Annotated in this window: 26 protein-coding genes; 13 read left to right on the top strand and 13 right to left on the bottom strand. The window is 69.6% G+C overall.

The genetic code is table 11. The annotated features are described in order from the left end of the window. Positions 1-399: 399 nt before the first annotated feature. On the bottom strand, positions 400-702 hold the full coding sequence (locus CTE05_RS04450) for a thioredoxin family protein (RefSeq protein ID WP_146844912.1): 303 nt from the start codon (positions 700-702) through the stop codon (positions 400-402). Between the two features lie 693 nt (positions 703-1,395). Between CTE05_RS04450 and CTE05_RS04445 the strand changes: the two genes are divergently transcribed. Genes CTE05_RS04445 through CTE05_RS04435 form a run of 3 tightly spaced genes read left to right on the top strand, consistent with a single transcriptional unit; the run spans position 1,396 to position 4,788 of the window. Next, positions 1,396-1,875, top strand: coding sequence for a hypothetical protein (locus tag CTE05_RS04445; RefSeq protein ID WP_146844911.1), 480 nt, complete (start codon positions 1,396-1,398; stop codon positions 1,873-1,875). 20 nt (positions 1,876-1,895) lie between these two features. Beyond that, complete coding sequence (locus tag CTE05_RS04440; RefSeq protein ID WP_146844910.1) at positions 1,896-3,323, top strand: 4Fe-4S binding protein; 1,428 nt, start codon at positions 1,896-1,898, stop codon at positions 3,321-3,323. 58 nt (positions 3,324-3,381) lie between these two features. After that, positions 3,382-4,788, top strand: a complete 1,407-nt coding sequence (locus CTE05_RS04435) for an FAD-dependent oxidoreductase (protein WP_146844909.1) — start codon at positions 3,382-3,384, stop codon at positions 4,786-4,788. On the opposite strand, the gene CTE05_RS04430 is transcribed toward CTE05_RS04435, so the two are convergent. Both CTE05_RS04430 and CTE05_RS04425 read right to left on the bottom strand, forming a co-directional pair. Then, positions 4,779-6,326: an ABC transporter permease gene (locus CTE05_RS04430; protein ID WP_146844908.1), complete on the bottom strand. Its 1,548-nt coding sequence runs from the start codon at positions 6,324-6,326 to the stop codon at positions 4,779-4,781. The two genes, CTE05_RS04435 and CTE05_RS04430, sit on opposite strands and share 10 nt — an antisense overlap. Continuing rightward, a complete protein-coding gene (locus CTE05_RS04425) occupies positions 6,323-6,988 on the bottom strand; it encodes an ATP-binding cassette domain-containing protein (RefSeq protein WP_146844907.1) in 666 nt (221 codons plus the stop codon). Before CTE05_RS04425 ends, CTE05_RS04430 begins: the two co-directional genes overlap by 4 nt. A gap of 283 nt (positions 6,989-7,271) precedes the next feature. Here CTE05_RS04425 and CTE05_RS04420 point away from each other — a divergent pair, with 283 nt between their 5' ends. Continuing rightward, a complete protein-coding gene (locus CTE05_RS04420; RefSeq protein WP_246123262.1) occupies positions 7,272-7,649 on the top strand; it encodes a hypothetical protein in 378 nt (125 codons plus the stop codon). Positions 7,650-7,696: 47 nt separating this feature from the next. Here CTE05_RS04420 and CTE05_RS04415 read toward each other — a convergent pair whose 3' ends face one another. From CTE05_RS04415 to merA, 6 genes are all read right to left on the bottom strand, one after another. After that, a complete protein-coding gene (locus tag CTE05_RS04415; protein WP_371863346.1) occupies positions 7,697-9,994 on the bottom strand; it encodes a heavy metal translocating P-type ATPase in 2,298 nt (765 codons plus the stop codon). 20 nt (positions 9,995-10,014) lie between these two features. Beyond that, positions 10,015-10,170: a hypothetical protein gene (locus tag CTE05_RS20145; RefSeq protein WP_186814733.1), complete on the bottom strand. Its 156-nt coding sequence runs from the start codon at positions 10,168-10,170 to the stop codon at positions 10,015-10,017. Next, positions 10,167-10,391, bottom strand: coding sequence for a heavy-metal-associated domain-containing protein (locus CTE05_RS04410; RefSeq protein WP_146844905.1), 225 nt, complete (start codon positions 10,389-10,391; stop codon positions 10,167-10,169). The genes CTE05_RS20145 and CTE05_RS04410 overlap by 4 nt, the downstream gene beginning before the upstream one ends. Before the next feature lie 127 nt (positions 10,392-10,518). Further along, the gene (locus CTE05_RS04405; protein WP_146844904.1) at positions 10,519-10,776 is read right to left on the bottom strand and encodes a DUF2933 domain-containing protein; all 258 of its coding nucleotides are present in this window, start codon (positions 10,774-10,776) and stop codon (positions 10,519-10,521) included. Between the two features lie 133 nt (positions 10,777-10,909). Next, positions 10,910-11,704 (bottom strand): prolipoprotein diacylglyceryl transferase, encoded by a 795-nt coding sequence (locus CTE05_RS04400; RefSeq protein WP_246123260.1) that lies wholly within the window; start codon positions 11,702-11,704, stop codon positions 10,910-10,912. A 317-nt stretch (positions 11,705-12,021) separates the two neighbouring features. Then, entirely contained in the window at positions 12,022-13,395 is a 1,374-nt protein-coding gene (gene merA, locus CTE05_RS04395; RefSeq protein ID WP_146844902.1) for a mercury(II) reductase, read from the bottom strand. Between the two features lie 55 nt (positions 13,396-13,450). Between merA and CTE05_RS04390 the strand changes: the two genes are divergently transcribed. From CTE05_RS04390 to CTE05_RS04380, 3 genes are all read left to right on the top strand, one after another. Continuing rightward, on the top strand, positions 13,451-13,849 hold the full coding sequence (locus CTE05_RS04390) for a heavy metal-responsive transcriptional regulator (protein ID WP_186814732.1): 399 nt from the start codon (positions 13,451-13,453) through the stop codon (positions 13,847-13,849). A 494-nt stretch (positions 13,850-14,343) separates the two neighbouring features. Continuing rightward, positions 14,344-14,565, top strand: coding sequence for a hypothetical protein (locus CTE05_RS04385; protein WP_246123258.1), 222 nt, complete (start codon positions 14,344-14,346; stop codon positions 14,563-14,565). Continuing rightward, complete coding sequence (locus CTE05_RS04380; protein WP_146844900.1) at positions 14,562-14,825, top strand: hypothetical protein; 264 nt, start codon at positions 14,562-14,564, stop codon at positions 14,823-14,825. Before CTE05_RS04385 ends, CTE05_RS04380 begins: the two co-directional genes overlap by 4 nt. Positions 14,826-14,895: 70 nt before the next feature. Here the strand turns inward: CTE05_RS04380 and CTE05_RS04375 are convergent, their stop codons facing one another. Together CTE05_RS04375 and CTE05_RS04370 are read right to left on the bottom strand one after the other, a co-directional pair. Beyond that, the gene (locus CTE05_RS04375; RefSeq protein WP_246123256.1) at positions 14,896-15,969 is read right to left on the bottom strand and encodes a sensor histidine kinase; all 1,074 of its coding nucleotides are present in this window, start codon (positions 15,967-15,969) and stop codon (positions 14,896-14,898) included. A 41-nt stretch (positions 15,970-16,010) separates the two neighbouring features. Further along, positions 16,011-16,736, bottom strand: coding sequence for a response regulator (locus CTE05_RS04370; RefSeq protein ID WP_146845112.1), 726 nt, complete (start codon positions 16,734-16,736; stop codon positions 16,011-16,013). A gap of 146 nt (positions 16,737-16,882) precedes the next feature. On the opposite strand from CTE05_RS04370, the gene CTE05_RS04365 reads away from it, so the two are divergent. The 4 genes from CTE05_RS04365 to CTE05_RS04350 all read left to right on the top strand — a co-directional run bounded on the left by CTE05_RS04365 (position 16,883) and on the right by CTE05_RS04350 (position 21,663). Beyond that, positions 16,883-17,194: a glutaredoxin gene (locus tag CTE05_RS04365; protein ID WP_146844898.1), complete on the top strand. Its 312-nt coding sequence runs from the start codon at positions 16,883-16,885 to the stop codon at positions 17,192-17,194. 1 nt (position 17,195) lies between these two features. Next, positions 17,196-18,206: a cytochrome c biogenesis CcdA family protein gene (locus CTE05_RS04360; protein WP_146844897.1), complete on the top strand. Its 1,011-nt coding sequence runs from the start codon at positions 17,196-17,198 to the stop codon at positions 18,204-18,206. Further along, on the top strand, positions 18,203-18,829 hold the full coding sequence (locus tag CTE05_RS04355) for a peroxiredoxin family protein (protein ID WP_146844896.1): 627 nt from the start codon (positions 18,203-18,205) through the stop codon (positions 18,827-18,829). Before CTE05_RS04360 ends, CTE05_RS04355 begins: the two co-directional genes overlap by 4 nt. A 383-nt stretch (positions 18,830-19,212) precedes the next feature. Further along, positions 19,213-21,663 (top strand): heavy metal translocating P-type ATPase, encoded by a 2,451-nt coding sequence (locus tag CTE05_RS04350; protein ID WP_146844895.1) that lies wholly within the window; start codon positions 19,213-19,215, stop codon positions 21,661-21,663. Here the strand turns inward: CTE05_RS04350 and CTE05_RS04345 are convergent. Then, positions 21,641-22,759 (bottom strand): sensor histidine kinase, encoded by a 1,119-nt coding sequence (locus CTE05_RS04345; RefSeq protein WP_146844894.1) that lies wholly within the window; start codon positions 22,757-22,759, stop codon positions 21,641-21,643. The two genes, CTE05_RS04350 and CTE05_RS04345, sit on opposite strands and share 23 nt — an antisense overlap. Next, positions 22,756-23,487: a response regulator gene (locus tag CTE05_RS04340; protein WP_146844893.1), complete on the bottom strand. Its 732-nt coding sequence runs from the start codon at positions 23,485-23,487 to the stop codon at positions 22,756-22,758. Before CTE05_RS04340 ends, CTE05_RS04345 begins: the two co-directional genes overlap by 4 nt. Positions 23,488-23,619: 132 nt before the next feature. Between CTE05_RS04340 and CTE05_RS04335 the strand changes: the two genes are divergently transcribed. Together CTE05_RS04335 and CTE05_RS04330 are read left to right on the top strand one after the other, a co-directional pair. Further along, positions 23,620-24,228, top strand: a complete 609-nt coding sequence (locus CTE05_RS04335) for a DUF305 domain-containing protein (protein WP_222595409.1) — start codon at positions 23,620-23,622, stop codon at positions 24,226-24,228. A gap of 106 nt (positions 24,229-24,334) precedes the next feature. Beyond that, positions 24,335-24,613: an SHOCT domain-containing protein gene (locus tag CTE05_RS04330; RefSeq protein WP_146844892.1), complete on the top strand. Its 279-nt coding sequence runs from the start codon at positions 24,335-24,337 to the stop codon at positions 24,611-24,613. Positions 24,614-24,719: the final 106 nt, after the last annotated feature.

Genomic DNA, 24,719 nt, shown 5'->3' with positions numbered 1-24,719 from the left:
TTCCAGTGGCCCGGCGGCGTACATCGCGCCCACCTCCAGGCGGGGGAGACCCGCAATCCCGACGATGCTCGCCCGACGGTCCGACGCCCCGCGGGGCGCGGCCGCGCTAGGGGAGGAAGCGGTCGATCCAGCGCAGTGCCGGACCGATGACGGGGCGCTCGTGCCACCGGCGATCGATCGCGAACTCCCGTGCCCGTCGCAGGATCGATCGTGCGCGAGTCGTGGCTGTGGGGTGCGCGCGATGGTGCTGGTCTCTCGCGCGTCGGTGCAGATCGCGGGCGCAGGCCCCGCAGACGGTCACCTCGGGGTGGTCGCCGAGCCTGACGAGCTCACCTTCGGGATACGCGGCGCCGCAGCACCAACAGCGGCCCTCCTCGGCTCGGGCCACATCGGGCTGGGTCATCGCAGCACGGACGACAGCTGCTCCACGGTGGGCGAGCCCGCCAGCCCATTCGGCGTGCTGAACAGGCGGCACGACAGACCACCGGGCGTCGGGCCGGGTGCTCGGAACGGATCGCGACCGTTCACCAGGATCGTCGGTGACCCTGCAAAGCCGGACCCCGCGGCATCCTCGGCCGTGTCCACCTGCACGTAGGAGATCGACTGATCTGCACGCCCGACCGCAGTCAGCGCCTCTCGCAGCCGCTCGTCGGCGAGTCGCCAGTGCGGGCACTGGTCGAAGTACAGCAGCTCCACGTCCATGGCGTCATCGTCCCACCCCGAGGCGACGGTGGGACCGCGCCCGCGCTCGAGCCGGACTCCGCGGGCGTCCAGGCGAGCCCACCGATGCTGGGCTGCACGTCGTGCCACCGCGACCCAGGATGCGTCTGGCCCCCTTCATCGACAGCAGCCACGCGGCCAGCATCGCGGAGGCGATTTCAACGAACCTTGATGCGATGACAACCGGGGACAGCTGGCGGTAGGGCGACCCTGGGCCTGCGGGCGTGCCTACCGCGCTCGTCTTCCCGTGCCCCGCCTGAGGCCCCCGACCCGGGCGGGGCACAGGTACGCCGCCGGAGCACCCGAGTCGGCGCCGCTCCTCGCGCGGGTATCTCTGCGTGATCCCGCCGCTCGTGCTGCCAGTGGAACCGACCAGGGGCGCTATCTGCGCGGAAGTGTCGGGCGCGGACGACTGCAGGACGCGTGCGAGCTCGAGGTCGTTGACGACCGTTCACCTGCAGGTACGCGGAACCGTCCGCAAGAGGCGGTCCACGTCGCGTGGGACCCCACAAACGTCGCTCGGTGGGACCCGGAAGCCCGCGTCATGGCGCGGTGCAGGTGGGCTACCTCGTCGATGAAGTTTCGATGGAGGTTGCCCCCCAGGACCTACAGGTCCCAGGTGTGCGGGCCTGCGGACATCGACAGTTCTGACGGAACCGTCTTCGAGGAGCTCACATGCACCCCACTCTTGTCCGTCTGCCCGCCGTCGTGGCGCTTGCCGCGTCGCTCACCGTCGTTCCCGCAGCGGCGTTCGCGACGCCGCCCGACGCCGTGCGGCAGGGCAACAGCTCGGGCTCCGACGCGGGAGCGGAACCCCAGGAGGCTGGGACAGGGTCCTCCACCCACGACATGGAAGACATGGAGGGTGCGGACGCCGTGGACGACATGGAGGGCATGCCGGACATGGAGGGGATGGACCACGGCGACGGCAGCACCGAGACCGACGACGAGCCGGCCGAGCACAGCGAGCACAGCCAGAGCACCGGCGGGGACTCAGACGCGACGACCTCGACCGCGCGACCGCGCACGGCCGTGCTGTCGGCATTCGGTGGCCTGAACGCGGCCGTCCTTGTCGGCGCGGCAGTACTGCGTCGACGTGACCGCGATCGACCACGCCACCGACCGCGCCCGTCCGCCACGCCCACCGCCGTCTGACCCTCGCGAAGGACATCACGATGACCACGCTCACACCGCCGCCGGCTCAGGTCGACGCCGTCGACCCGGACGTCACGCCCGGCCCCGACCTGAGCCCGCCGCCGGTCGGCCGCAACCTCATGACGATCCCGTGGGTCGCCAGGTCGCTGCGGTCCGGCTGGTACCCCAAGGTCTTCCAGATCCCCGTCGCGGCGGTCTTCGGGCTGGTCGCCTACCAGCTGCTCGTCGGCCCCGATGTCGCGCACGAGAACGCCGGCACCGCGCTGATGTGGGTCCTGTGGTGGCCCGTCATCCCGATCGTGTTCGTGCTGCTCGGACGGTTCTGGTGCGCCGTGTGCCCGTTCGGGGCGATCTCGGACTTCGTGCAGAAGTGGGTCGGGGTCAACCGGCCGGTGCCCAACTTCCTGAAGAACTGCGGCATCTGGATCATCGACGCGTCGTTCCTGGCCATCACCTGGGCGGACCACGTCTGGGGCGTCGTCGAGTCCCCGTGGGGCTCGGGCGTGCTCCTCCTGCTGCTGACCACCGCGGTCATCGCGTCGGGCGCCCTGTTCCAGCGCCGCACGTTCTGCCGGTACCTGTGCTTCCTCGGCGGTCTGTCCGGCAACTACGCCCGGACCGGCATGGTCGAGCTCCGCGCCGACTCCGGGATCTGCAAGACCTGCAAGGCCAAGGCCGTCTGCTACAACGGCAACGACAAGGTCGCCGGGTGCCCGCTGTTCACGTTCCCCCGCACCATGGAGGACTCGGCGAACTGCAACCTGTGCGCCAACTGCATCAAGTCCTGCCCCAACGACGCGATCCAGGTACGGTTGCGCAAGCCCACCAGCGAGCTGTGGTTCATCACCAAGCCGAAAATCGAGCAGTCGATGCTCGCCATGGCGATCATGGGTATCGTCCTGATCCAGAACATCACGATGCTCGAGGTCTGGAACAGCGTCCTCGCCCAGATCGAAGCGCTCACGGGGATCACCAGCTACGCCGTGATCTTCACCGTGGCCTTCGCGGTCGCCGTGTCGGTGCCCGTGGGTCTCCTCGCCCTCGCATCTCGCATCGCCGCCGGCCGCAACCTTGAAGACACCAAGATGAACTTCGCTCGCTTCGGGTATGCACTCATTCCCCTCGACGTCGCGGCGCACCTCGCGCACAACCTGTTTCACCTGCTCGCCGAGGGCGGCTCCGTGTACTACACGGTGGCCAACCTGTTCGGTGCCGGCGTCAGCGGCGACCCGGCGCTGGTGAGCACGGGAACCATCCAGGTCCTTCAGTTCGCACTGCTTGCCCTCGGGATCGCCGGGTCCGTCTACACCGCGAAGCGCATCGCCTACCGCCGCTACCGCACCGCCGCCCGCCGACGCTCCACCTTGACGCCCTACGTCGCGATCATCGCGCTGCTCGGCGCGATCAACGTGTGGATGTTCCTGCTCCCGATGGCACATCGCATGTGAGCAGTGGGCGCCGCCTTCGCAATCCTCACCCCGACACATCGACCCAGGAGGCCGACCCATGCCCGCACCCCGCGAGGCGGTACACGAGAAGCCCACGCACCAGTCCAGGCCGACAACGCTCCGTGTCGCCGTCGTCGGAGCCGGTCCCGCGGGCATCTATGCCGCCGATATCTTGTCCAGGGCTGGCCTGGAGGTCTCCATCGACCTCTTCGAGCGCCTGCCCGCGCCGTTCGGCCTCGTGCGCTACGGCGTCGCGCCGGACCACCCGCGGATCAAGCAGATCATCGTCGCCCTGCACAAGATCCTCGACCGTGGTGACATCCGACTTCTTGCCAACGTCGAGTACGGGACGGACGTCACGCTGGACGACCTGCGCCAGTTCTACGACGCCGTCATCTTCTCCACCGGCTCCATCCGCGACGCCGCGCTGCCCGTCCCTGGCATCGACCTCGAGGGGTCCTACGGCGCCGCCGACTTCGTCTCCTGGTACGACGGCCACCCGGACGTGCCGCGCACCTGGCCGCTGAACGCCCAGCACGTCGCCGTCCTCGGTGCCGGCAACGTGGCGCTCGACGTGGCCCGCATCCTGGCCAAGCGCGCCGACGACCTGCTGCCCACCGAGATACCCGCGAACGTCTACGACCAGCTCAAGGCCTCGCCGGTCACCGACGTGCACGTGTTCGCCCGTCGCGGCCCTGCCCAGGTCAAGTTCTCGCCGCTGGAGCTGCGCGAGCTGGGTCACGTGCCGGACGTCGACGTCATCGTGTACCCCGAGGACTTCGACTTTGACGAGGGCTCGATGGCGGCCATCCACTCCTCGAACCAGACCAAGCAGGTGGTCAAGACCCTGACGGACTGGACGCTCATCGAGGCCGAGGAGCTCACCGCGAGCCGGCGCATCCACCTGCACTTCCTGCACAAGCCCGCCGAGGTCCTCGGAGAGAACGGCAAGGTCGTCGGGCTGCGCACGGAGCGAACCGCGCTGAACGGCGACGGCAACGTCACCGGCACCGGCGAGCTGCACGACTGGCCCGTCCAGGCCGTCTACCGCGCGGTCGGCTACTTCGGCTCGCCTCTTGCCGACCTCCCGTTCGACGACACCGCGGGCGTGATCCCGAACCACGAGGGCCGCGTCGTTGATGCCGACGGCCAGCACCTGCCGGGCGTCTACACCACGGGGTGGATCAAGCGCGGACCGGTCGGGCTCATCGGGCACACCAAGTCCGATGCGTCGGAGACCATCAAGCACCTCGTCTCGGACATCGACCAGCTACGGCGAGCCGGGCATCCCGACCCGCGGGCTGTCACGGCGCTGCTCGTCGAACGAGGCATCGAGCACATCGAGTGGTCCGGCTGGCAGCTCCTCGACGCCTACGAGCGGACCCTCGGCGCGGCGCACGGCCGGGAGCGCATCAAGGTCGTTCCCCGAGAAGAGATGGTTGCCCTCAGCCGCGGTCAGGCGTGAGCGTGGGCGCGGTGGGTGGGAAGCGGTCCGCGCGCGGCGGACCGAGACCGCGGGCGCACCACCGCCGAGCTGCGCCGTAGCGCGATCCAGGCCCCCACCGCCAGCACCGCGAGCCAACCGAGTCCCAGCATCAGGTATCCGGTCTCGTCGAAGGTCGACGTCAGCGCGGCATCGGTCAGGACTCGGATGCCGCCGTAGCCCGGCAGGACCTCCGCCCACCCCGGAGGCGCCCCGCGGAGCATGGGGCTCTGGGCGATACCCAGGTCCAGGAAGGGCAGCAGGAATGCCACGAAGACTCCGCTCACACGGCCCAGGACGGGGCCGATGATCACTCCGACGAAGGCGTAAGTCAACGCGACCAGGAGGTTCGCCATGCCGTAGAGCACCCACTGGTGCGCATCGAAGACGAGCGCCGTCACCGCGAGCGAGACCGCTGTGGCGAGCGTCGCCGCCAGCGAGACGACCGTAAGGCGAGCGCCAGCGAGGGTGCCGGAGCGCATGCCGGCCAGGGCCAGCCGCTGGTCGCCGGATCGTGCGTCGAGCGCGAGGAACAGCCCCGCCAACGTCGCGAGCGATGCCACGGCGATCGGCGCCATGGTGCCGGCGTGCATGTGCGCGGGGTCCATCGCCCGGGTCACGAGCGTGCCGCCCTCGTTGAGGACGACGGGCGTCGAACCAGACGGCGTGATCGCGTCGGCGAGCAGGACGAACACCGCCGGCACGACCGCGAGGAGCACCCAGAGGACCGGGTTGCGACGCCACTCACGCACGCCGGTGCGCAGTGCCGCGAGCAGCTGGTCGGGTCGGGAGCCGGCGGCCAGCGTTCGCCGCGCGGCCGCGTGCCCCGGTGGCCGGAGGACCACAAGGGCTGCGGCGGCCGATGCGGCACTCCAAGCCAGCGCCCACCCCAGGTCCCCGAGTCGGCCCTCGTGCCCGGAGGGGACATCGACCATCCACAAGGACACGAAGTGCGTCGGGAGGGCACGGGAGATCAGTTCCGTCGACCCACTGAGCGTCGGGCCGAAGAAGACGTCGAGGATCCAGACGAACAGGATCAGCACCGTGCCGTTCACCGGGTTGCGCACCCGCGACCCGACCACCGCTCCGATGCCGAGATAGATCACGGCAAACATGACGGTCCCGGCGATCACTCGACCGGCATTCGTGACGCCCGTCGTCGTGAAGAGCGCCAGCAGGGCGGCCGCCGACGCGAGCGAGGCGATCGCCAGACCACACAGGACGCGCGCCTGCGCCAGCCGACGGCCGGGCAGACCGGCAAGCACGAGACGGCGATCGGTGTCGCGGCCGGCGGAGACCTGGAAGTACATCGCGAGTGCGGCGATGAACGCCGACGCCCATCCCGCGGTCACGGCCTCGATGGCGGGCGCTCCGCCTTGCCCTCCCAGAAGCCGAGCCGCGTCGGCGAGGGCGGGCGCTGCCGCGACCACGAAGGCCACAGGCACGAGGACCAGCACGAACAGGTTCGTCCCGTTGCGCGCGTAGTCGGCAAGGAATCGGCGGACCAGGACGCGGATCATCGTGGCACCGTCCGTCCGTCTCTCAGGTCGAGGATCCGGTCGAAGCGTTCCTCGTCGGCGACGAAGTGGCTGATGATCAGGACGCTTCGCCCGGAGATCCGACGCTCTGCGACGAGGTCCCAGAAGCGCAGGTAGGTGTCCCAGTCGAAGCCGGCGTACGGCTCGTCGAGGAGCAGGACGTCAGGGTCGGCAAGCAACGCGAGACCCAGATTGAGCTTGGCGACGGTCCCACCCGAGAGCTGACTCACTCGCACTCGTGCGTAGCGCTCGAAGCCCAGGGCCACGTAGATCGAGTGCCGTGCTTCTCGCTCGCGCCGGCTGTCGATCCCGTAGGCGTGGCCGAAGAGCTCGAAGTGCTCGTCGCACGTGAGCCGCTCGTACAGCTGTGGCGTCTGCGGGCAGTAGCCGAGCCGGGCTGCTCGCTCGACCTCACCGGCGTCCGGCGCGAGGGCCCCGACGAGGATCTTCATCAGAGTGGACTTGCCGGACCCGTTCTCGCCGACGAGGCCGACGACCTCGCCCTGGCGCAGCGAGAAGTTCACGTCCGCGAGAACCGGGAGCATCCGGCGGGCTGGCCACGGGCCTCGCTTGTACGCCTTGTCGATGCCGCGTGCCGCCAGGACGACGCGTTTGGAACTGGTGAGTTCTGACGTGGCATGCATGACTTCCACCACCTCTCGCATACCCCCTGGGGGTACCCATATGCAACGTAACACTCGGCGGCGAGGAGAGATGCCGAGGGGGCGATGAAGATCCGGTCAAGGTCGACGCAGGTCTCGCGACGCCCGGCCGTTGATCGGTTCACGTCAACAGGCGTCTACGGCGGCGTGTGGGCGAGGTGTCCGCGCTCGATGACGACCTTGATCGAGAGTTGATCGTCTCTCCATGAGGATCGCTGCCGGTCTCGCACATCCTGAGCACATGGAGGCTGTGAGAGAAGAGTCGATGGCTACACCCGTGCCGGCTATGGCCGCGCGCACGTCCGGCGGGCGCACCTTCTGGACCGCGCTCAACGGTGCTCTCGGCGCCGTCTCCGGTGCAGCGCCGCACATCCTGCACCACGTCGGTCCGCTCGTGGGCACGGCACTGGTAGCCGGAGCGGGCGGAACCGTCGTCTTCGGCGCGCTGGGCCTGGCGTTGTCCGTCCCGTTCCTGATCCGGCTCCGGCGGCGGTTCTCGAGCTGGTGGGCGCCCGCGATCGCACTGCTGCTGTTCGCTGGGATGTTTGCCCTGTCCACGTTCGTCATCGGTCCGCGCTTGAGCGGCGTCGACTCCCCAACGCAGGACGTCGCACCCACGGAGCACGTGGGTCACCACGGGTGACGTCTGAACTCTGGGGGCGGACCGTTTGCGGCTGGGATGAGGGGCCGTCAGCTCGATGCGGCCACTTCGAGCCGCGGCGGGACCCGCGTGCTCGCTTGCGCGAATGCGCCGACCGACACGGCGCGGAATCGCCGCAGTCGCAGGCTGTTGGTCACCACGAAGACCGACGAGAACGCCATGGCCGCCCCTGCGATCAGCGGGTTCAGCAACCCGGAGGCAGCGAGCGGGATCGCGGCGACGTTATACGCGAAGGCCCAGAAGAGGTTGCCCTTGATCGTGGTCAACGTCTTGCGCGACAGACGTACGGCGTCGACAGCCGCGCGTAGGTCACCGCGGACGAGCGTCAGGTCGCTCGCCTCGATGGCGACGTCGGTTCCAGTCCCCATCGCGATGCCCAGGTCCGCCTGAGCAAGTGCGGCCGCGTCGTTCACGCCGTCGCCCACCATCGCCACGACCCGTCCGCTGTCCTGCAGCTCGCGCACGACGCGAACCTTGTCCTTGGGCATGACCTCGGCAACGATCTCGTCGATCCCGACCTCGGCACCGATCGTCCGTGCGGCGCGGCGGTTGTCACCGGTCAGCAGAACCGGTCGCAGGCCGAGCGCCTTGAGCTCGGCGACCGCCTGACGGGACGTCGGCTTGAGCGTGTCGGACACGACCAGCAGACCGCGGACTGCGCGGTCCCATCCGACGGCCACGACCGTGCGCCCGGCCGACTCGGCGTGCTCGAGAGCCGCGTGCAGCTCGGGGTCCAGGTGCTGGGCCCACTGCTCCGCCGTCCACGACACCCGCCCCGCAGCGACGGCGTGTCCCTCGACGACTCCGGAGACCCCCAGCCCCTGGCTGTTCGAGAACTGCTCCACGGCCGGCAGGATGCCTAGCTCGCTCCGCGCACCTGCAGTGATAGCCCGGGCGATCGGGTGTTCCGAGGCGTCCTCCAGCGCACCGGCTAGCCGCAGCACGTCGTCCCGCGCCGTGCCCGCGGCGGGCCGCACCTCGACGAGCTGCATCTGCCCGGCGGTGAGGGTCCCGGTCTTGTCAAGGACGACGGTGTCGACCTGGCGGGTGGACTCGAGGACCTCCGGACCCTTGATCAGGATGCCCAGCTGTGCGCCCCGGCCGGTGCCCACCATGAGGGCGGTGGGCGTGGCCAGACCGAGTGCGCACGGGCAGGCGATGATGAGCACGGCCACGGCGGCGGTGAACGCCGACTCGGCCCCTGCTCCGGCACCGAGCCAGAACCCGAGCGTGGCGACGGCGAGCGCGATGACGATCGGCACGAACACGGCAGAGATCCTGTCCGCGAGCCGCTGTACAGGTGCCTTCCCGGTCTGCGCCTCCTCCACCAAGCGGGCCATCTGGGCGAGCTGCGTCTCGGCTCCGATGCGGGTCGCACGGACGAGCAGGCGGCCACCAGCGTTCACCGTGGCGCCGACGACGGTGTCGCCCGGCCCGACCTCCACCGGGACCGGCTCACCGGTGAGCATGGAAGCGTCGACAGCCGACGCCCCGTCCACGACGACGCCGTCCGTCCCGACCTTCTCCCCGGGTCGGACGACGAACTCGTCACCGACGGCCAGGTCGTCCACCGGGATCCGCACCTCGGCGCCGCCACGCAGCACCGCGACGTCCTTGGCGCCGAGCTCCATCAGCGCACGAAGCGCCGCGCCGGAGCGTCGCTTGGCGCGGGCCTCGAAGTAGCGACCGAGGAGGATGAAGACAGTGACTGCTGCCGCCACCTCGAGATAGATCTCGTGGCCGCCTCCACCGCGGTCTGGGATGATGTCGAAGGCCATCCGCATCCCGGGCCGGCCGGCCTCCCCGAAGAACAGGGCGTACAGCGACCACCCGAAAGCCGCCAGGACTCCCACGCTGATCAGCGTGTCCATGGTCGCGGCAGCATGCCGGGCGTTGGCCCAGGCTGCACGGTGGAACGGCCAGGCGCCCCAGACCACCACGGGTGCCGCGAGGGTCAGGGAGAGCCACTGCCAGTTGTCGAACTGCAGCGGCTCGACCATCGACAGTGCCAGTACGGGCGTGGTGAGGGCGGCAGAGAGCACGAGCCGGTGGCGCAGGGCGGCGGTCCCATCTCCGGCGCCCGCGGGGTCCGTCTCGGCAACCGGTGCCTGCTTGGCGGTTCGAGGGCGGGCCGTGTAGCCGGTCGCCTCGACGACGGCGACGGCTTCGTCGATCGTGGTGCCTTCGGCCAGCGTGACTGTTGCCTTCTCGGTCGCGTAGTTGACGCTCGCCTCAACCCCGGGCATGCGGTTGAGTCGCTTCTCGATCCGCGCGGCACAGGACGAGCAGGTCATTCCGCCGATCTCGAGCTCGATGGCCTGGGTCACCGGATCTCCGTTCTGGTGGGTCAGTCGTGGTCGGAAGGCATGTCACCGCTCTGATTCACGGTCGACGGTGACGGGGCCATGTCGATCGGCCCGACCGCGGCCCCGGCGCCGAGGCCGGCGCCGAGTGCCGCTGCGAGCGCGAGCCCGAAGGCTGCGAGCCGGCCGGCATCGTTCACGCCGACTCGCCGACGAGCTCGTATCCCGCCTCGTCCACGGCCGCGCGGACGTCGTCCAGCGAGAGGTGTGCGTCGCTGCTGACGACTACGCGAGACGTGCCGTCCCGCACCAGAGCGACGTCGACGCTCTGCACTCCGGCGAGCTTGGTGATCTCGGCCGTGACGGACGAGACGCAGTGGCCGCAGGTCATCCCGGTGACCTCGTAGTTGGTGGTGCTCATGGCGTACTCCTCTGGCGTGTGTGTGTGCTGACGATGCCCGACGATACCCCCTAGGGGTATGTGTCGAGACGGTTGACCCCACCAGGTGAGGTCAAGCGGGTGGTGTCCCGGCGCGGAGGCAGGGGTGCTACGAGGTGTGGCGGTGGCCGACGGGTTCGTCCACGTCGCCCTGCCGGGGTGCACTCGCCTCGTCGCTGCCCTGAGTGCCGTGTCCGGAGTGTCCGCCGAACATCATCCCGACCATCATGAGCGGGCAGGCGAGGAGGATGGCGTACCGCAGGGCCTCCCCAGCCGAGTTGCCGAAGAGCAGGAGGACACCGAACAACCCTGCCGCTGTCAGCGCCATCCACTTCACATGCCCGAGCCCGCTGTGGTTCATGGTCATCGACTCCTTCGATCTAGGTCCGCGGTCTGCTGTCGTTCACACGGTCGCCCGACTGCACAACACAGGAGAACCGGCTGCTTGCAGCGTCCTGCGTGAGGCACGCATGGAGTGCTGAGGTCGGGTCAAGAACCGCTCAAGAAACCGGCTGAACGCCGGACTCATGCGTGGGCGCCAACGTGGCGGGTGCGATCGGCCGCGACTGACGGTGTTCGACGCGCAGACCGGCCCGCGCGATTGCCACACCACCGACCACGACGCCGACCACCGCCCACAGCTGGGGTTGTGTCAGTCCGCCGAGCACCGGGGTGTTGATGCGCAGGAACTCCACGAGGAATCGGGAGATGCCGGAGAGCACGAGGTAGGCGCCGAAGACCCCGACCGGCGCCAGGCGGCGCTCGAGGCGCCAGAGGATCACAGCGATCAGCACGGCGGCGACGGTCTCGTACAGCTGCGTCGGATGCACCGGCACGGTCGACGGAACGACGCCGTCGGGAAAGGCGACGCCCCACGGCAGCGCAGTGGGTGTGCCGTAGGTCCCGTCTCCGGACAGGAAGCAGCCAATCCGACCGATGCCGTAGGCGAGGGCGAGCGGCGCTGCCGCGGCGCCCGCCACCTCGGCCGCGGGCAGGCCGTGGCGCCGGATGACCACGAGTGCCGCGATGACACCGCCGATCAGACCGCCGTACCAGGTGAAGCCCATGCCGCCCAGGTGGTGCAAGCTGAAGTCGGACAGGTGCTCCAAGACGTAATAGGCCTTGGCGCCGACGAACCCCCAGATGGTGGCCCACAGCACGAGCGTGGTCGCAGACTCCTTCGGCAGACGGAGGCGCGCGAACGCACGACCGAGCAGCCAGATCGCCACGATCGCAGCGACGGCCTTGCTGACGCCGTAGCTCTGGACGTGGAAGCTGCCGATCGAGAACAGCACCGGTAGCACGTGTCTCCCTCCTGGACCCGGCGGCGGTGCCGTCGGCCGATGGCGCGACGGGGCGCCCGACGACCACGCTGGGCCCTGATGCCCTCCGGTCCGGCTGGCGTGCGATCAACGTTCGATGAAAGTCACTCGAGCACGGGCGATGGCATCGTGTAGTCAGGCCATCGCCGTTCTGGCCGCGTTACCGGCCCTTGCAGGACGAACCAGCCCCGTTAGCCGCCTACGCGGCCGTCTCGTCCCGCAGGGGACGGCCTAGACGGCGAGCGCGAGCCGTCATCTGCCGCGGTCGGGCCGCCCTTGCTGCTTGTCGGTCACGCGCAGCAGCTCGTGGGCTTGTCGCTACGGAACAGTCCTGCGCAGATCCGCAGTGACTCGCTCATCGTCAGATATGGCGCCCAGGTGTCGGCGACGTCGTCGACGCTGAGGCCGTACTTGACCGCGTAGGTCGCGGCGAGAATCACGTCCCCGGCGCCGTCGAGTGCAGCGTGGACCCCGAGGATCTTGCGAGTGCGGGCGTCGACGACGAGCTTGAGGACCCCGTGGGGGTCGCGGTTGACGAGCGCCCTGGGGATGTCTCCGGCGCGGAGGACTCGGCAGTCGCAGTCGTGCCCGACCGCGAGAGCTTGGGCCTCGGTGAGCCCGACGGATGCCAGCTGGGGGTTCGTGAACGTCACCGCTGGCAGGCCGCGGTAGTCGACGGTGCCGGGTTCGCCGAGCGCGCCGGCGGCAGCGACGTGCCCAGTCTGAGCCGCGACGTAGACGTGCTGGGGAGCGCCGGACACGTCGCCAGCAGCGTAGATCCGCGGGTTGCTGGTGCGCTGGTGCTCGTCAACCGTGATGAAGCCGCGGTCGTTCGTCGTGACACCGGCGGCGTCGAGTCCAAGGCTGTCCGTGTTCGCGTGCCGGCCGGTTGCCACCAGGAGGCGCTGCCCGCTCACCTCGGTGCCCCGATCGGTGCGCACCAGCACGGTGCCGGCGGCGGTCTGCTCGACCTCGACCGCGCGCTCCTCGACGACCGCAATGCCGTCGTCGGCGAACACGGCCCGAAGCACGTCCGCGACCTCCGGTTCGGCGCGCGGCGCGAGCCGGCCAACCAGGGTGACCTGGACGCCCAGGTGCGCCCACAGCTGAGCCTGCTCCAGCCCGACGTCCCCACCGCCGAGCACCACCATCGACGCGGGGAGGGCAGGCAGCTCCATCGCCGTTGTGCTGGTCAGCGGATCCAGTGTGCCCATGCCCGGCAGGTCCGCCGTGTGTGCAGTCGACCCGGTTGCCACGACGTAGGCGGCAGCGGCGACCGTCTCGCCGCCGACCTGGAGCGTCTGCTCGTCGACGAAGCGGGCGTGGCCGGTGCGGATGGGGAAGCCGTGCGCGTCGGCGACGTTGGTGTACTTGGCCTGCCGCAGCCGGTCGATCAGCTCCTGCTTCTGTGCCATGAGCGCCTGGAGGTCCACGCCCCCGGCGTTGGTCGGTGTGCTCGGGAACGGGTTGACTGAGGCGCGGTGCCGACGCCCGGCGGCCGCGAGCAGGTTCTTGCTCGGCACGCACCCGACGTTGAGGCACGTCCCGCCCAGCGCTCCGTGCTCGACCAGGAGGACGGACCTTCCGCGTGAGCGTGCCTCGATCCCGGCGGCCATCGCCGCGCCTCCGCTGCCGATGACGACGAGGTCCCACATGGTGTCCATCGGCGGACCGTAGACGTTCCAGCGCAGGTCAAGGTCAAGGCCGTAGCATGCGGGGATGCAGATCGGGGAACTGGCGGAGCGCGCTGGCCTGACCACGAAGACGTTGCGGTTCTACGAGCAGGCCGGGCTCCTGCCCGGGCCCGCCCGGACCGCGTCGGGCTACCGGGACTACGACGAGCCCGCGCTTGCGCGCCTCCGCTTCGTCCGCGCCGCCCAGGCGGCCGGGCTCACCCTTGCTGAGATTCGTACGGTCATCGAGGTCCGGGACGACGAGGGCCCACCCTGCGGGCACGTCACCGCTCTGCTGAACCGGCACGCCGCCGCGCTCGACGAGCGCATCAGGGAGCTGGAGGCGACGCGCGTGGAGGTCCGGCGGCTCCGGGACCGCGCCGCCACCCTCGACCCGGCGACCTGCCGCGAGGACGGCGTCTGCGACGTCATACCGACCGTCTGACCTCGTCGGCGGCGCGCCGCCCGCCGCCACGCCCAGAGCGCGCACGGTCGGCAGATGAACAATCGGAGCGTCGACCCCAGCTCAGCAAGCCGGCTCGCCTCACGCCCACAGCAACCGCAGGCTGGCGTCGGTTGCAGCGCATCTTGACCGTTTCCCGCGTGCGTGACGCCTCCTCGTTCCCGCCAGGCTCGCACAAGCACGCGCGACACCCAAGGGCTCTGCCAGGCCGCTGGGCGCGGGTGTTCGCGAGTCGGTAGGGCGTCGCGCTGGTGTCGATCACGTTCCAACCGAGGTGAGCGGTCGACGATGGCGGCGCAGAGCCTGGGTCCGGAGAACCTCCTGGACGAGCCGGAAAAGGGACTCGTTGGAATCTTCAGCGCCTCTTCATCGATTGCCGCTCCGTTCTTGATGGCCGCTCGCGAGAGTGAGCCATAGATGCCGGACGGCGTCCGATCGAACGGGAGGAGATGGCCATGCTTCCGTGGTGCGCTCAGATGAGTGCGGGGGGCTGGGTGACGATGGTCGCGTTCTGGGCGGTCGTCGTGGGGCTCGCAGTGTGGGCGGTGAGTCGCATGTTCCCGACGCAGGGCGCCGGCGACGCCCGCACCACGCTCGACGGCCGTCTCGCCTCGGGAGAGATCGGTCCGGAGACGTACAGGTCACTGGTGGGCGAGCTCGACGCGGCGTCGACCGTAGCGAAGGAGGGGTACCGATGAAGCGTCACATCACGTACATGCTCATCGCGGGAGGCGTGGCCCTCGTCGGGCTTCTCCTCTTCGGCGTCAGCGCGACCGATGCGCTGCTCTGGGCGTTCGTGCTGGTCTGCCCTGCGATGTTGGTCGTGATGCTCTTCACGATGCGCTCTGAGGAACATCAGAGCGCCCCGGAGGACTCGGGGCGCGATTCGCGCAGGAACGGGACGCCCGAGCAGAAGGCCTTCGGCGCACGGCGTCCTGACGGGCGACTGCGCGGCTGACGCCAGACCGACCCGCCGAGAGGATTCCCGGCGCGAGCGCTACGGCCAGCGCCCATCGTCGGGCAGCCGATCAGCGCGGCGCGGCAGGCAGTTCGACGTCGAACGTCGACCCCTGGCCCAGCCCCGCGCTCTGGGCCGTCACTGTGCCGCCGTGCGCCTGGACGATCGCGCGAACGATCGCCAGGCCGATCCCCGAACCGCCGCGGTCCCGGTCGCGGGCCGTGTCCACCCTGTAGAAGCGTTCGAAGACGAGGCCCAGCTGGCCGGGGTCGATGCCCTCGCCGGTGTCAGCGACCGTCAGCCGGACGCGACGGTCCTCCGTCAGGCGGCCACCGAGGCGCACCGATCCGCCCTGCGGGGTGTGGCGCAATGCGTTGTCGAGCAGATTCCCCAGGACCTGGCTCATCCGATCGGCGTCGACCGCGAGGGTGGGCAGCCCCGGTTCGACGTTCAGGGTGAGATCGACACCCGCGGTGACGTACCGGCCCTTGGCGGCGTCGAACGCCGTGGTCAGGAGTGCGTCAGGGGAGGTAGGCGCGAGAACCAGGTTGCGCGCCCCCTGTTCCGCCTTTGTCACCGCCGCGAGGTCCGCCGCGAGGCGCGCCAGACGGGTGCCCTGGTCGCGCAGCACCCTCACGGTCTGCGGCGTCAGAGTGGCCACCCCGTCCTCCAGTCCCTCGAGGTAGGCGCCGATGACCGCGACAGGAGTGCGGACCTCGTGAGCCACGTCCGCGAGCAGGCGCTGTCGCAGCGCGTCGCTCTCCTCGAGCTGGCGCGCCATGTCGTTGAACGCATCGGCGAGCTGATCGAACTCGACACCGAGCGACGGACGGGCCACGCGTGAGTCGAGATGCCCCGCCGCGATGCGGGTCGTCGCCGCGGACAGGGTGCCGAGGGAGGACGCGATGCGCCGTGTCAGGAACAGGCTCACAGCCAACGACGCGACCACGGACGCCGCGAGCGCGATGGCGAGGGCCAAAGCGCTGGCCGACTGGAACGCTTCCTCGGCGTGCATTACGGCCATGGGCTCGGCCTCGACTCCGGCCTCGACCATGTGCTCGTGGAAGACCGCCGGGCCAACCGCTCCTGCGACGATCCACGCGGTGATCCCGCCTGCCACGACCACGAGGGTCAGCGCTGCCATGAGCCGGCCAGCCAGCCCCCGTCGGGACTCTCCCGGCCATCTCATCCGCCGGTTCCGATGCGGTAGCCGATGCCTCGGACGGTGCGGATGTACCGCTGGGCGTCCGCCGTGTCGCCGAGCTTCTGCCGCACGTGCAGCACGTGGACGTCGACCAGGTGCTCGTCGCCGACCCAGTTGTCCCCCCAGACGGCCTCGATCAAGACGCGGCGGGTGAAGACGATGTGCGGGCTGGCGGCAAGGGCTGCGAGCACGTTGAACTCCGTCCGCGTGAGTGGCACAGGCTGGCCCTCCAGGAGCACCTCGCGGGCGGGCAGGTCGATCGAGAGGGCGCCGATGCGCAGCGGGTCGCTCGGTGACTCGATGCCATGAGCAGCGCGCCGCGGACGGCGGAGCAGGGCGGCGATCCTCGCCTGGAGCTCGCGGGGGCTGAACGGTTTGGTCATGTAGTCGTCGGCTCCGACCGACAGGCCGATCAAGGTGTCGATCTCGTCGGCCCTGGCGGTGAGCATCACCACGTAGCAGTCGGAGAAGGTGCGCAGCTGGCGGCAGACCTCGACGCCGTCGAGCCCCGGAAGTCCCAGGTCCAGCACGACGACGTCCGGATCGACCGACCGGGCAGCGTCGAGGCCCTCGGGGCCGTCGTAGGCGAGGTGCACCTCGAACCCGTCCCGTTCGAGGTAGCCGGCGACGAGTGTGGCCAAGGCCTTCTCGTCGTCGATCACGAGTGCGCGTCGTGGCGACGGTGTCTGGATGGCCATGAAGCCCATTGTGGCTGGCACCGGCGGCCGCCTCGCGGGACCACAGAGCCCAGCTCGATGACTTCATCAAACGCTCATCGAACCGCGACGGCAGGCAAAGCGTGAGCCGGAGAGTGTGGTGCCAGTACTGAAACCCACCACCCGCTGGAGACCCCGTGAACGAGCCGACCTCGACCCCACCAGTACCGGTGGTCGTCGTCCACGCCGAGGCGTGCCATCTCTGTGACGACGCTGTCGAGGCGCTCGCCGACCTGTCCTCGACGCTGCCCCTCGCGGTGCGGGTGGTCGAGCTGGAGTCCGCGGAGGGGGCGTCGCTGGTCGCACTGCACCGTCCCGCGATGAACCCGCTCGTGCTGGTCGACGGTGCGTACTTCAGCGCCGGGCGGCTGCCGCGCAAGAAGCTGGCCAAGCTGCTTGATCGGCGCAATGCGGCCGCTCCGCAGCCCGCGTCGTCTGTGGGGGCATGAGGTGGGCGCCGAGCTCCTGACCACGGGGAGCATCCTGGCGGCGTTCTTCGCCGGTGGCGTGGCTCTGTTCGCGCCGTGCTGCATCGTGTTTCTCGCGCCCAGCTACCTGGCCGGTGCGATCAAGAACCGCCGGTGGCGCCTGCTGCCGCTGACCTTCATCTTCGCTGCGGGCTTGGCCCTGGTGCTGGTGCCGATCACGCTCGGGATGAGCCTGCTCTCCGGTGCGATCGCGAGATATCACGGCCCGCTGTACTGGGCGGGTGGGCTGCTCATGATCGCGCTCGCCGTGCTCGCGCTGTCGGGAAAGATGTGGTCGCTGCCCAGCTTCCTGCGCGCCCCGGACACCAGCCGCGGCGACTCGGCCAGCTTCTTCGCGCTCGGTGTCTTCTCCGGCGTGGCCTCCAGCTGCTGCGCGCCCGTGCTCGCCGGTATCATGACCCTGTCCGCGCTGTCCGGCTCGGCCATCGGCGGGCTGACCCTGGGACTGGCCTACGTGTTCGGCATGGTCTTCCCGCTGTTCGTGATGGCTCTCATCTGGGACAAGGCGAGGCTGGGGGAGCGCAAGCTCATGCGCGCCAAGCTGGTCCGCATCCGCATCGCCGGCCGCGTCGTCGTGACCAACACTCTGAACATCGCGGTGGCCGTCGGCTTCGTCGTGATGGGCGTGTTCATCATCGCGCTGGCCGGTGACGCCAACATGACCGGCGGCACACAGGCCCAGGACACGGCAGCGAGCACGCTCACCGACATCTTCCTGGCGGTCCAGCGGTTCGTCAGCCCCGTTCCGGAACCGATCCTCGGAGCAGCGCTGCTGCTCCTTGTGGGGGTTTTCGTGGTGGCGATGCTCTCCGAACGTCGCCGCCGGGCTGGTCGACCACTCGTGGATTCCACTCCTGACGTGCACACCGAGCCCGTTGATGGGCACCCGTCGCTGGCCGATGCGGCGATCGCCGACGTCCCCTCCTGCCATTCCCCGACCACCCCGACCTCACAGCAAGGAACAGCGCGATGACCTCCGGAACCGCCAGCCGTCGCCAGGCCGAGCACCAGCACCGACTCGAGGAGCTCAGGCAGATCGAGGCCCGCGCCAAGCGCCGGCGTCGACGCCTCGGCCTGGGCGCATGGGGTGCAGGCTTCCTGGTCGTCGCGGTCCTCGTGACGGCGGCGCTGCTCAGCTCGCGACCGGTCGTCTCGGCGGAGGCACGCCAGGCGCCCGGGTTCACCCTCCCGACCTCGGACGGGCAGACGGTCTCCCTCTCGTCGTTCCTGGGTGAACCCGTAATCCTGTACTTCAACGAAGGCGCGGGGTGTGATGCCTGCCTGCAGCAGATGGCCGAGATCGAGAAGGAGCCAGGGTTCGCCGCGGCCGGGATCACCGTGCTGCCGATCGTCATGAACACCGCCGTTCAGATCAACGCCGACCGCGACCGGCTCGGCGTGGCCAGCCCGTTCCTGCTGGACGACGGCAAGGTCTCGAAGGCGTACGGAACGCTCGGCACCGGCATGCACGAAGGCCTCCCGGGCCACGGGTTCGTCCTCATCGACGCCGACGGTGTCCAGCAGTGGTACGGGAACTACCCCTCCATGTGGCTGGAACCCAAGGAGCTGCTCGATGAGGCCACGAGCCGGCTCTAGGCACACTCAGCCTCTGACCGAACCCCACCTACGAGATCTCGGAGAATCTGACATGACCGGTTGCTGCAAGGAGAACGGCACGGCCGACCAGTGCTGCCGCGAGGAGTCCGCGGAACACGATGCCGCGGCGACACCCCCCAAGCAGGCTCACACGTGTGCGGGCCACCACGTGCTGGAGTCGGGCGCGCAGCCGTGACCAGTCGCGTCGCCGTCCGCGGAGGACAGATCGGCGGCGATTCGTGACCGTGCCCGCCACGGGACCGACTTCATGAGATCTTCAGAGTTCGACGGGATGTTTCCTGCTGTCGCCCGCGTTGTGCCAGGCAATGCATACCCCCTAGGGGTATGAAAGCACGCTGGTCCGACGAGACGTAGGAGCGGTCATGAAGGTGGAGACGACAGTCCTGGAAGTGGGGGGCCTGCACTGGGCAACCTCCGAGCCGATCGTGGAACGCGCGCTTGCCCGACGTCCCGGTGTCCTGGGTGTGGAGGCCAACGCGCTCGCCCAGACGGCGAACGTCACCTACGACGCCGACCAGACCTCGTTGGCCCAACTCGTGGGCTGGGTCACGGAGTGCGGCTACCACTGCGAGGGTCGCTCCGTCCCGCATCACATCTGCGAGCCGATGGACGATCCGGCCAGCAGCCGGATGACCGCTTCGAGCGGTGACGTCGCGCTGCAGCACCAGGGCGCCGGGTCTGCTCACGGGCACCACGGCGATGCGGGCGCGAGCCACGGTGCGACCGCGCCGATGTCTGCTCAGGACGCGATGGGGCACGGCGGTCACCACGTCGGTGGCTCGATGGCGGACATGGTGCGCGACATGCGCAACCGATTCCTCGTCGCGCTGCTGTTGTCGATCCCGATTCTGCTGTGGTCGCCGATCGGTCGGGAGCTCCTCGGGTTCTCGGCCGGAACCCCGTTCGGCCTGCGTGACGACGTGTTCAGCCTGCTGCTCTCCCTGCCGGTGATCTTCTACTCGGCGTGGATCTTCTTCGACGGTGCCTATCGGGCGCTGCGAGCGCGGACGCTGGACATGATGGTTCTGGTCGCGGTCGGTGTGGGCACCGGGTGGCTGTACAGCCTGTGGATCACCCTGACCGGCGGCGGTGAGGTCTTCTACGAGGCCGCCACCGTCCTGACCACCTTCGTCCTGCTGGGCCACTGGGTCGAGATGCGAGCGCGGGGCGGCGCGAATGACGCCGTTCGGACTCTTCTGGAGCTCGCTCCCGACACAGCCGTCGTGCTGCGCGACGGAACCGAGGTCGAGGTCCCCACTGCTGACGTGGTCGTCGGAGACCTGGTCCTCGTGCGGCCCGGTGCCAAGGTTCCCGTCGACGCGGTCGTCGAGGCGGGTGAGTCCGAGGTCGACGAGTCGATGGTCACCGGCGAGAGCCTGCCGGTGTCCAAGGCGCCGGGATCCGAAGTCATCGGCGCGTCGATCAACACCACAGGGACCCTCCGCGTCCGGGCGGCCAAAGTCGGATCGGACACTGCCCTCGCGAAGATCGTCGCGATGGTGCAGGAGGCGCAGAACTCCAAGGCGCCAGGTCAGCGGCTGGCCGACCGTGCGGCGTTCTGGCTCGTGCTCGTGGCCCTCGTGGGTGGAACGGCTACCTTCCTCGCCTGGACGCTGGCGGGTGCGAGCGTGCCGACGGCGATGCTGTTCGCCATCACCGTGGTAGTGATCACCTGCCCCGACGCCCTCGGCCTCGCCACTCCCACCGCGATCATGGTCGGCACCGGCCTGGGCGCGCGTCGCGGCATCCTGTTCAAGAACGCCACCGCGCTGGAGACCTCGGCACGCATCGACACCGTCGTGATGGACAAGACCGGCACCCTCACCAAGGGTGAGCCGGAGGTCACCGACCTGATCGTCGAGCACCTGTCCGAGCTGGAGGTCCTCGCGCTGGCGGCCGCCGTGGAACGCGAGTCAGAGCATCCCCTGGCGAAGGCGATCGTCGCGCACGCCGCTCAGCTGCACGCCCCCGTGCTCGTCGCCGACAGCTTCCGGAACGTGCCGGGTCACGGTGCTGGGGCCGTCGTGGGCGCTCAGCGGGTGCTCGTCGGAAACCGGCGGCTGATGATCGCGGAAGGGGTGGAGCCCAACGCGCTCTCCGACCGGCGCGACGAGCTCGCGGCGTCTGGCAGGACCGCAGTTCTCGTCGCGGTGGACGGCCGAGTCGTCGGCGTCATCGCGCTGGCGGACGCCGTCCGTCCCACTGCCGCCGGGGCCGTTGTCGCCTTGCACGATGCCGGAGTCGAGGTGGTCATGCTGACGGGCGACAACGAGGCGACCGCCCGTCGCATCGCCGGCCAGCTCGGCATCGATACCGTCGTGTCGGAGGTCCTGCCCGGAGACAAGGCCGACCAGATCGGTCGGCTGCAGGCCGCCGGCAGGAAGGTGGCGATGGTGGGCGACGGCGTCAACGACGCTCCAGCCCTCGCCAAGGCTGACATCGGGATCGCCATCGGCGCAGGCACGGACGTCGCGATCGAGACCGCGGATGTCGTCCTGATGCGATCCGACCCGCTCGACGTGGCGGTCGCACTGCGGATCGGCAAGGGGACCCTGCGCAAGATGCGGCAGAACCTGGGCTGGGCGATCGGATACAACGCCCTCGCCCTGCCCATCGCTGCAGGCGTGCTCTACCCGTCGCTCGGCCTGTCCCTGAGCCCTGAGATCGCCGCTCTGACGATGTCCGGGTCCTCTGTGATCGTGGCCGTCAACGCCCTGCTGCTCAAGCGGTTGCGGCTTCCCGCGACGGAGGTAGGCCGCGAGCTCACGCCGACGGCTGTGAAGGAGGCAGTCAGCGGGGGAGCAGGACGCTGAAGGTGCTTCCCTTGCCCGGTCCGGGGCTCGCGGCGGTGATCGTGCCGCCATGGGCGTGGGCCAAGGCGAGCGAGATGGCGAGCCCGATGCCCGAGCCGCCGTGCCCGCGATCGCGAGCGGTGTCGACACGGTAGAAGCGCTCGAAGACGTGCGGGAGATGCTCCGCGGCTATCCCGTCGCCCGTGTCGCTCACGCTGAAGCGGACCGCCCCGTCCGACGAGCACCCGGCCGCGACCGTCACACGCCCGCCCTCGGGCGTGTGACGGATCGCGTTGCTCACGAGGTTGTCGAGGACTTGACCGATGCGCAGCGGGTCCACCACCACGATGGGTAGGCCCTCACCGGCCTCTCCATCGAGGTGGACTGCACCTGCGGCGGCCCTCTCGCGGCCAGCACCGACGGCAGAGTTGACGAGGTCGATCGGCGCGGTGGCGCACAGCTCGAGCTCCAGCTCACCGTTCTCGGCCTGCGTGACCGCGGCCAAGTCCTCGGAGATACGAGCGAGTCGCATGGCCTGCGCTCGGAGCAGGGCGAGAGTCGTGGCATCGAGAGGGCGAACTCCGTCCTCCACCGCCTCGAGGTAGGCACTGATCGTGGCGACCGGGGTGCGGACCTCGTGCGCCACGTCGGCAAGCAGGCGTTCGCGCAGCTGATCGCTTCCCTGAAGCCGCTCGGCCATGTGGTTGAACGAGCCGGCCACGTCGTCGAGCTCCGGCCCCATCTCCGGCGGCGCGACGCGGGCGTCGTACCGACCGGAGCCGACGCGCGCGGCGGCTTCCGACAATGACGACAGCGACCGCCCGATCCGGCGCGTGAACACGAGGCTGACCGCCAGCGACGCAAGCGCGGCGGCCGCGATGGCGAAGGCCAGCGCGATGGCGCTGGCGTATCTGAATGCTTCCTCGGCGTGCAGGATCGCTTCGTCCTGATCCCGCAGGTCGGCGTGCAGCAGGTGCTCGTGGAAGAGCGGGGGCCCGACGAGTGTCACGACGATGGCCGCGGTGAGGGCACCGACCGCGAGGACGAGGACGCTCCCGACCTGGAGCCGAGTGGCCAGACCCCATCGTGCTGACCGGCGCGAGGTCTTGGCCTTCACGCGCCGGTGCCGATGCGGTAGCCGACGCCGCGGACGGTGCGGATGAACCGTTGTCGCCCGGACTGGTCGCCCAGCTTCTTTCGGACGTGGAGCACGTGCACGTCGACCAGGTGCTCGTCGCCCACCCACCCGGGACCCCAGACCTCGTCGATGAGCGACCTCCTGCTCAGCACGGTCTTCGGACGCCGTGCGAGCGCCCCGAGCACGTCGAACTCGGTGCGCGTCAGTAGGACGAGCTCGCCGCTCACGCGGACCTCGCGGCTTTGCGGATCGATCGTGAGCGATCCGATCTCGATGACCGACGACGCCTCGGGGCCGGGCCCTGGAACGCGCCGCGGACGCCGTAGGAGGGTGTTCGCCCGCGCGACGAGCTCGCGGGGGCTGAACGGCTTCGTCATGTAGTCGTCCGCCCCGACTCTGAGACCTCGCAGGGTGTCGACCTCCTTGGCCCGTGCGGTCAGCATGATGACGTAGCAGTCCGAGAACGTCCGCAGCTGCCGGCACACCTCGACGCCGTCCAGACCCGGGAGCCCGAGATCGAGGACGACGAGATCAGGGTCGATCTCGCGCAGGAGCGGGACGGCCTCGGCGCCGTCGTGGACCTGATGGACGTCGAAGCCGTCGCGTTCCAGATAGCCGGCGATGACGTTCGAGAGCGGCTCTTCGTCGTCGACGACGACCGCGCGGCGTACTGCCGCGCTCGGTGCTGGGCTGCTCACCAGACCCATTGTCGCGGAGCGGACTCCCACTTCGGGGACCTTCATCAAACCTTGACGCAATGACGACCCCCGTTGCGGCAGTACCGAGCGATGGTGGACAAGGCCTACGAACTCCGCAACCGCTCGAGGGAGACCTGACCGATGAACCCGATGCGCCGCCGCCTGACCGCTTCTGCCACTGCCGTTGCCCTCGCCGTCACCCTCGCAGCCTGCTCGAGCAGCACGGAGACGGGCGACTCGCCGACCACGGAAGAGAGCTCGCAGAGCACCGCGGCGACCCACAACGACGCCGACATCCAGTTCGCGCAGCTGATGATCATGCACCACCAGGGTGCCATTGAGATGGCTGAGGTCGCCATCGACCGAGCATCCACCCCCGAGGTGAAGGCTCTCGCCCAGCGGATCCAGGCTGCCCAGGGGCCTGAGATCGACCTGATGACCGGCTGGCTCGACAGCTGGGGCGAAGAGTCGTCACACGACATGGGCATGAACGATATGGACATGGGCGGAATGGACATGGACGGCATGAGCCAGGACGAGGTGATGGATGAGCTCGACGACCTCGACGGGGCTGAGTTCGACCGGGCGTTTCTCGAGCGCATGGTGGCGCACCACCGCGGCGCCATCGAGATGTCCGAGCAGGAGAAGGCCGAGGGCTTGAATCCCGACGCCATGGCCCTCGCGGGCACGATCATCGACGCCCAGACGGCGGAGATCACGGAGATGCAGAACCTGCTGGCCGGTCTCTGAGTGAAGCCCGGGACGTTCGCCCCTACGCGGACAGGTCCGGCCGGCGCAGCGTGGAACGACGAGGTCGGGGCGCGCCCCAGATCTCATGACCGAGAGGTGGTTCGCCATGATGTGGTGGGGACACGACGGATGGGGCGCCGGTGGCTGGGTGGCGATGGCGCTGATGATGCTGGTCTTCTGGGGCCTGGTCGCGGCACTCGTCGTCTGGATCGTGCGCAGCGCCTCCGGCAGCCAGTCGGCGCCGGGAGGCTCTGATCGCACGCTCCCGAGTCCCGACAGCGTGCTCGCGGACCGGTTCGCTCGCGGCGAGATCGACGAGGCCGAGTTCACCAGCCGCCGAGCCGCGCTGCACGGACCGGGGACGCGACAGCCGCGGGATCAGTGAGGCGAGCGAACGCGAGGCCGCGTGCCGCATCGCGCCCCGTTCGTCCGCCTCTGATGAAGGTTTCATGAAGTCAGGCAGGTGACGGCCTGACCCGCCCGGACCGATG

Source organism: Cellulomonas terrae, assembly GCF_007990265.1.
Lineage (GTDB): Bacteria > Actinomycetota > Actinomycetes > Actinomycetales > Cellulomonadaceae > Cellulomonas > Cellulomonas terrae.
This window is presented reverse-complemented; position numbering and strand designations above follow the sequence as displayed.